We start from the raw sequence: 5,092 nt of genomic DNA, 5'->3' as shown, positions 1-5,092 counted from the left end.
TCTTTCCCTGAAGGCTTTCTCTTTTCTTTTCCTAAAAGAAAAGAGAAAGGCTTCTCGTCAAGGCGACGTCATAACCGCTAGACTATGAGCCCACAGCCCTTGGGGCTTTTGTTATCTGTATGGGTCTATAATTAAGGCACCAGTCTAGTTCTATCTCTCGGAAACAGAGTGCATTCCCTTATATTCTGCATATTAGTGATTATCATCAAAGCCCTTTCTACTCCCAAACCCCAGCCTGCGTGCTGAGGCATACCATATTCAAAAGATTCTAAATAATATTTGAAGTTTTCTGGATTAAGACCTTGCTCTTTTAATCTCTGTCTAAGCAGTATTGGGTTATGAACTCTCTGCCCGCCGGAAGTTAGTTCTTTATCCCGTCGCATCAAATCAAAAGCTCTACAGAACTCTTTATTGTCTTCGAATGGTTGTATATAAAAAGGTTTTGCTTGAGTTGGCCATTTAGTAATAAAATAAAATCCTTTAAGCTCTTCGCCAACAGCCCTTAAAGCTTCTGCTGAAAAATCTTCTCCATATTTTAGCTCAGCACCTTTACTTCTTGCAATTTTAACACACTCATCATACTTCACTCTCTTGAACGGCAATTGCGGTATCGGTATTTTTAGTTGCAAAAGTTCTAGTTCTTTTTTGTTATCCTCGTTTAGTTTTTTGATTATTTTCTGAATTACTCTTTCAAGAACTTGCATTACATCTTCTTCGTCTGCAAATGCCTGCTCAATATCAATACTGATAAATTCGTTCAAATGCTTCGGCGTATTGTGCTCCTCCGCCCTAAAGCAAGTTGCAACTTCATAAACTTTATCGAAGCCCGTCGCCATTAGTATTTGTTTATAGAGTTGCGGCGACTGCGCTAAGAAAGCTTGCTTTTCAAAATATTGAATTTGGAAGAGGTTTGCACCTCCTTCAGTAGCACTAATTATAGTTTTAGGCGTGTGGACCTCAATAAAACCTTCTTTTTCTAATTGCTCTCTGGCAGCTTTTAAGAGGGTATGCCTAATTTTAAATATCGCTTGCCGTTCTGGTCTTCGTAAGTCTAAAAATCTATGCTCGAATCTTGTTTCGAAGTCAACCCCAACTTTATCTACAACACCGAGCGGCAATGGCGTAGACGCGTGACCAAGAACTGTCATCTCCAGCGGTACAATCTCGAAACCCAGTTTCGCCTCCTTACTCTCTTTAACAATTCCTTTAACTGAAACAGCGCTTTCCCTGGGTATGGTTACTAACGCCTGGAAAAGTTCTGGAGAAAGAGCTTTTTTAAGGGCTGTAATCTGGAGAACGCCTGTTCTATCTCTTAGCAGTATGAAGGCAATACTACCTAGATTTCTAATATCTTGAGCCCAACCTGCAACTATTATTTCTTTATCAAAATCGTCACTGCTTATCTCGGAGCAATACTTTGTTCTTAATACCATTTTATCACTTTAAGCCTTTCAGTTATATATCTTAGCGCCTCTTTTAAGTTTCTGTTGTTATTGAAAGATTTGATTGTACTTTTTAGTTCTGACTCTTTTGCTTTTCTTAAGCTGTTTACTTCTCTAATAATTACTTTTACCGCTCTTGTAATGTTATCTACAATCGTTATATCTGCTGTTTGTGCAGTCCTTGAAAGAGGGTTTAAATCGATAGCAATAACTTTTTTGCCCATCCGGACAATAGCCTCGGTTCTATCGCCATCTTCAAGGGCAACGAGCACAACATCTGCGCTAAATATCCCCTCTTTTGCGCACAAAGCTCTGGCGTGTTTTAAATCTGGTATTTTAGCATCTGGCTTTTCGCCGAGCACTTCTTTTGCACCAAACTTTCTTAAAAATTCTGCAATTTTTTTTGTTCTCAGCTTACTATGATGAAATAGATTTACTTCTAGCTTTGCATTTGTAAGTTTAGAGAGCTTGACTAGATCTTTTGCTGCGAGCGCTGCGGTATTGCCGTTAACAGAGATAACAGGTTTCTCAGCAAGTAATAGCATACAGGCTGCAGCACGTTCTGCAATTTTCGCATGCTCTGTTGTTCTTTCGCCAATTAAATAATCGAAAGCTTCCCCTCTACCTTGCGCAATCAACCCTTGAGTTGCAACTAAACCTTTTTCCCAATATTTAACAAGCTCCTCTCTCGTCTTTAAAGATTCGTATCTTGGATGCGATTTGGGGATTCTCATTTTATTATTAGAATGCATTTTTGGTTTTTAATGGTTTTGCTGAAAAGACTGCTATAGTTTTATTCTTCTTCCGCTGGCGTCTCTCTTAAACTCTCCGAACTCCTTTAACCGCCTCAAGATTTTGCCATCGAAAACAGGTCCGTCTTTGCAAACATGTAAGCCATCAATTGCGCATGAGTCGCAAATTCCAATACCACATTTCATCCATCTTTCTAGGCTCGCTTGAACTGGTATTTTATTTTTCAACCCCAAATCTAAAATTTTCTTCATCATTCGCTCAGGCCCGCATGTAATTATTTGGTCGAATTTTTCCATTTCCAAAATTTTCTCTGCGAGCTCCGAAGCGAGAGCTTTTTCACCTGAAGAGCCGTCATCTGTAGTAATCAAAAGTTTTGATGCCGTTCTTTTTATTCTATCTATGAAAAACAGCTCGTTTTTACTTTTTGCGCCAAACACTATCGCAACATTCTGTTTTTTCAGTTTCTCAACCAATGGCGCAATCGGTATAATGCCAGTGCCTCCTGCAACAAACAGTATTTTTCTCCCAAAGATTTTAAATCCGTTTCCATACGGGCCTCTGATACCAATTTTAGCTCCGGGTTTTAGTCTGTGCAGTGCCGAGGTGGCGTCGCCGACTTTTTCCACAGTAATACCTTTTAAATCGCCAGTATAAGAAGCACTCATCGGAAGCTCATCTACGCCGGGAATCCAGACCATAAAAAACTGACCTGGCTGGACTTCTTCGTTGTATTTGAACCTGAGCGTCTTCACATCCTTTGTTTCTTCTTTTATCTCAATAATTTTTGCGACTCTTGGATAACTCATTCTCTATCTTCTCAACTTTCTTTTTGAGAGCTAAAAATTCGTCATAGACATCCAGTTTTCTGCATCTCTCTATCAAATAATCTAAATCCAACTTTCCCTTCTGCCTCACATAAATCCCTTCTGCGTCTTTAACATCTTGTTCTGAGCCAAACAGTAATTTGCTTGCAATTGTGTCCTCTGGTGACGCTATATATAATTTCGTTCCTTTGTAATTGAAAGCCCTTCTTCTCTTTAGCGTCTCTTCATCAAATTCTGTGTATATTCCCTTTACATCCAATCTGAATATAGATTTTTTATCTTCAATTGTACAATGGCTTTTTTCTTCAAATGCCATTTTTAAGTCATCCCCGCTTGCAAAAAAATCGTTTCTCTTCAGAAAGTCTATAAAAAGTTTGATTTTGTTTTCTGGAATTTGAATAAGAACATCCATATCTAAGCTAAACCTCCGACGATCACATATCGTATTTTCTCTCTGCTCAAAAACATGCATATTAAAGAGATGATTTCACTTAGATCCCTCATTTTTCAGCCTCCCAGAGCTTTGCAGCGAATTTAATCATACTTAAGCCTTGCTCAAATGTCTCCGGACCTGAGAACTTTCTTGCTCTAATAGCATCTCTTACCCGTTCTCTTTCCCGTATTTCTTTCACTTTCTTCCTGAACATTTTTTTTATCCATTTTTTACTCACTAAGCGCTAGTCCTACAAACTCATCGAGCTTTTTATATTTGTTTTTCTTCATCCAGCAACTCAGCTCGGTACATACCTTTTTGAAAATATCTACACCTCTGTAATAAACACCGGAGCCTATCTGAACAGCGCTTGCGCCTGCAAGCAAATATTCAACAACGTCCTCCCCGGTCATTATTCCCCCGCAGCCGATAACTGGTATTTTAACATTTTTCGCAAGCTCATAAACAGAAGCTACGCCAAGCGGTTTAATTGCAGGGCCGGAGTAGCCTCCTGTTTTATTTGACAGTACTGGGATTTTAAGGTTGACATCTATTTTCATAGCCTTTGCTGAATTTATTGCAACAAGGGCATCGCAGCCAGCATGCTGTGCGCTTTTTGCTACTTCAATAATATTTATATTCGAGAGCTTTGCGAAAACAGGTATTTTTACACTGCTTTTTACTTTTTTTACAACTTCATAAACAAGCTTTGCATCTCTTCCAAGCTCTACACCATAGCCTTTAGCATGAGGACATGAAAGGTTTAGCTCTAGAGCGTGAGCTCCAAGCCCTTGCATTCTCTTTGCAAGTTCTGCAAATTCTTCTGGAGTTTTTCCAAATATACTGCCGATGACAGGCACCTTAGATTTTAGCGCTATTTTTAGCTCTTTACCGTATTCCTCAATGCCCGGATTTGCCAGCCCGATCGCGTTTAATAGCCCATATTCCAGTTCGACAACTGTAGGATTTGCGTAACCTGAGCTTGGTTCTAGACCGATTGATTTTGTAACAAGCGCCCCAGCACCTGCTTTAGCAACTTTTAGCAGACTTTCACCTGTCTCGCCTAAAATACCTGAAGCTAAAATCAAAGGGTTTTTGAGTTTCAAACCTGCAAGTGTTGTTGAAAGCTCTGTCATCAAAAGAGTAATAAGCCTTGTAAATATTAATTCTGCTGTGGCAAGAATCTATTCAATAGGGCATTCAAACAGAAGCTTAAAAGAATTTGTTGCAATTCTAAAATCCTACAAAATAGAACTTCTTGTGGATATTAGAAGATTTCCAACATCTAAATTCAAGCAGTTTAAGAAAGAAAATTTAGAAAGCGCTCTGAGTAAAGCAGGAATAGGGTATGTGCATTTAGAGAGCCTGGGAGGTTATAGAGGAGGGTATGAGGATTATATGCAGAGTCAAGAGTGGAAAGAAGGCTATGTTAGATTAAAAAACCTAGGTTCTAAAAAATTGGCTGCTTTCATGTGCGCGGAAAAGTTTCCTTTTAGGTGCCATCGCCGCTGGATTGCAAGGAAGTTGAATTTAGAGGGCTGGGAAGTTGTGCATATACTGAATGAAAAAGTATGGTGTGAAAAATAGAAAACTATTTAGTATCCAACGAGGCATATTATTTACAGCTATAGATGAAAGAA

At 39.0% G+C, this 5,092-nt stretch carries 7 protein-coding genes; 1 reads left to right on the top strand and 6 read right to left on the bottom strand.

Translation table 11 applies throughout. The annotated features are described in order from the left end of the window. Positions 1-131: 131 nt before the first annotated feature. The 6 genes from aspS to QMD21_07135 all read right to left on the bottom strand — a co-directional run bounded on the left by aspS (position 132) and on the right by QMD21_07135 (position 4,588). Positions 132-1,433, bottom strand: a complete 1,302-nt coding sequence (gene aspS, locus QMD21_07160) for an aspartate--tRNA(Asn) ligase (protein MDI6856539.1) — start codon at positions 1,431-1,433, stop codon at positions 132-134. Beyond that, positions 1,424-2,176: a 4-phosphopantoate--beta-alanine ligase gene (locus QMD21_07155; GenBank protein MDI6856538.1), complete on the bottom strand. Its 753-nt coding sequence runs from the start codon at positions 2,174-2,176 to the stop codon at positions 1,424-1,426. The genes aspS and QMD21_07155 overlap by 10 nt, the downstream gene beginning before the upstream one ends. Before the next feature lie 51 nt (positions 2,177-2,227). Continuing rightward, a complete protein-coding gene (locus QMD21_07150) occupies positions 2,228-3,001 on the bottom strand; it encodes a dihydroorotate dehydrogenase electron transfer subunit (protein MDI6856537.1) in 774 nt (257 codons plus the stop codon). Continuing rightward, the gene (locus tag QMD21_07145; protein MDI6856536.1) at positions 2,970-3,431 is read right to left on the bottom strand and encodes a hypothetical protein; all 462 of its coding nucleotides are present in this window, start codon (positions 3,429-3,431) and stop codon (positions 2,970-2,972) included. The genes QMD21_07150 and QMD21_07145 overlap by 32 nt, the downstream gene beginning before the upstream one ends. Before the next feature lie 88 nt (positions 3,432-3,519). After that, positions 3,520-3,666, bottom strand: coding sequence for a hypothetical protein (locus QMD21_07140; protein MDI6856535.1), 147 nt, complete (start codon positions 3,664-3,666; stop codon positions 3,520-3,522). A gap of 16 nt (positions 3,667-3,682) precedes the next feature. Continuing rightward, entirely contained in the window at positions 3,683-4,588 is a 906-nt protein-coding gene (locus QMD21_07135) for a dihydroorotate dehydrogenase (GenBank protein MDI6856534.1), read from the bottom strand. A gap of 37 nt (positions 4,589-4,625) precedes the next feature. Here QMD21_07135 and QMD21_07130 point away from each other — a divergent pair, with 37 nt between their 5' ends. Further along, entirely contained in the window at positions 4,626-5,039 is a 414-nt protein-coding gene (locus tag QMD21_07130) for a DUF488 domain-containing protein (GenBank protein MDI6856533.1), read from the top strand. Positions 5,040-5,092: the final 53 nt, after the last annotated feature.

The sequence above is a fragment of the Candidatus Thermoplasmatota archaeon genome (assembly GCA_030018475.1).
Classification (GTDB): domain Archaea; phylum Thermoplasmatota; class JASEFT01; order JASEFT01; family JASEFT01; genus JASEFT01.
The sequence above is the reverse complement of the archived record's forward strand: the minus strand, read 5'-3'. Positions and strand labels throughout refer to the sequence as shown.

Coding starts and splice junctions, on each gene's coding strand:
- aspS (MDI6856539.1), bottom strand. CDS start 1,433: ATGGTATTAAGAACAAAGTATTGCTCCGAGATAAGCAGTGACGATTTT.
- QMD21_07155 (MDI6856538.1), bottom strand. CDS start 2,176: ATGAGAATCCCCAAATCGCATCCAAGATACGAATCTTTAAAGACGAGA.
- QMD21_07150 (MDI6856537.1), bottom strand. CDS start 3,001: ATGAGTTATCCAAGAGTCGCAAAAATTATTGAGATAAAAGAAGAAACA.
- QMD21_07145 (MDI6856536.1), bottom strand. CDS start 3,431: ATGGATGTTCTTATTCAAATTCCAGAAAACAAAATCAAACTTTTTATA.
- QMD21_07140 (MDI6856535.1), bottom strand. CDS start 3,666: ATGTTCAGGAAGAAAGTGAAAGAAATACGGGAAAGAGAACGGGTAAGA.
- QMD21_07135 (MDI6856534.1), bottom strand. CDS start 4,588: ATGACAGAGCTTTCAACAACACTTGCAGGTTTGAAACTCAAAAACCCT.